The organism is Halorubrum sp. CBA1125 (assembly GCF_009742825.1).
In the GTDB taxonomy this organism is placed as follows: Archaea; Halobacteriota; Halobacteria; order Halobacteriales; family Haloferacaceae; genus Halorubrum.
Map to the genome: position 1 here is coordinate 1 of NZ_WPCE01000342.1, position 1,650 is coordinate 1,650.

The 1,650-nt window shown below is 71.8% G+C and carries 2 protein-coding genes and 1 pseudogene; all 3 read right to left on the reverse strand.

What is annotated here, in order from left to right; all coding sequences use genetic code 11:
• On the reverse strand, nt 1-239 hold a 239-nt coding region (locus GJ633_RS16485; protein WP_255470751.1), incomplete at its 3' end, for a molybdopterin-binding protein.
• A gap of 172 nt (nt 240-411) precedes the next feature.
• A complete protein-coding gene (locus GJ633_RS16490) occupies nt 412-861 on the reverse strand; it encodes a universal stress protein (RefSeq protein WP_156589630.1) in 450 nt (149 codons plus the stop codon).
• A gap of 81 nt (nt 862-942) precedes the next feature.
• A pseudogene (locus tag GJ633_RS16495) lies at nt 943-1,650 on the reverse strand (NAD(P)/FAD-dependent oxidoreductase); the annotation flags it as partial.

The window sequence follows — 1,650 nt, forward strand, 5'->3', positions numbered from 1 at the left end:
GCCTCCATCGTCACGTCGTCCGGCGTCCCCCCGATCCCGCCGGTGACGATCGTGGCGTCGAAGGCGTCGGCGTACTCGCGCACCCGGCCGGCGAGCACCGCGCGGTCGTCGGGGACCGAGAGGATCCGTCGGACGGCAACGCCGCGGTCGCTCAGTTCGCTCGCGAGCCAGTGCGCGTTCGTGTTCACCGTGTCGCCCGAGAGCAGTTCGTCGCCGACCGTGATCAGCCCCACGTCCATCGCCGATCCGTAGGGACGGCCGACGGATGTACGTTTCCCGTCCGACCGGTCCGGCGCCCACGAGGACTGTCGACTGCGACTGACGTCACCCTTCAGAAATCCCACCCGGACCAGATTCGGCCGGCCGCCCAGCGGGCGACGCGACGACGCTACACCGACAGCACGGACTGGCCTACACCGACAGCACGGGCTGGCTCGCGTACAGGAGCACGTACTCGGCGGCCTTCCCGAGCACCTCGCCGGGGTCGCCGGAGATCGGCTCGCGGGGGACGACGACGAAGTCGGCCTCGAGTTCTTCGGCGGTGTCGAGGACGACGCTGCCGGGGTGGACGGTCTTCACGCTCGTCGAGAAGCCGTACCCGATGGAGTTGCTGTGGGGGACGCCGGCCGCCTCCGCGCGTCTGGCGACGGAGTCGGTGAACGCCTCCGTGTCGTCGGCCACCTCCGCCTCGTCGACGACGCCGTGTTCGATCGCGCGGACGACGTCCTCGTCTAAGACGTACAGCGCGTGGACGCTCGCGTCGTACTCCGCCGCGACCGCGATCGCGTAGTCGACCGCCTCGTGTGACTCCTCGCTGCCGTCGACGGACACGAGGACGAGGTCGATGTCGAGATCGGTCATACCCGAGACTCGTCGGGGGAGGTCAAAAAGCCCGTCCCATGCGGGCCGACGATCCGCCGCCGACCGGCCCTCGAACCCCCCTCAGGCGTCGGCGGCCACGCGCTCACCCACGTCGAGTCCGTTCGCGAGCGCGGCGTGGAGCCGCCCCTCGCCGGCGACCCAGTCGCCGAGGAGGTACAGCCCAGCCTCCCGCGCCGCCGCGACCGTCTCGGATCCGACCGCCGATTCGGGCTGGGCGTAGCGCCATCCCTGGTGGTCGGTCCAGACGGGGTCCGCGAGCCGCTCGTCGCCGATGATCCCCGCGGCGTACTCGGCGAGGGCGGCCGCGTTCGCGTCCGGGCCGGCGTCGTAGTGTTCGACGGACCACTCGTGGTTCGCCTGGACGACGAGTAGCGTCTCGCCGTCCGGCACGTGACCCGGCTTGCACTCCTCGCGGGCGATCCACCCGACGACGTGCGCTTTGTCCGTGTTGACGAGCCCGTAGTACGGGACGTCGAGCGCGAACGGGTAGCGGCAGATCGCCGTCCAGACGGTCCGGAAGTCGACCGCACCGACCGCCGCCGCGAGTCGATCGCGGAGCGGGTCGTCCCACGCCGCCTCGCGGAGGAGCGCGGCGGTCTGCGGCGCCGGTGGGTTCAACAGGAGGATGTCGAACGGTCCCCAGGCCTCCCCGTCGGCGTCGTCGAGCTTCCCACCGGCCGCCGCCCGCGTCGGCTGTCCCGCCGACCCGTCGGACCGCCTCGACTCGCGTCCGCCGATGGACCTCGGCGTCGGTCCGGCCGAACAGCC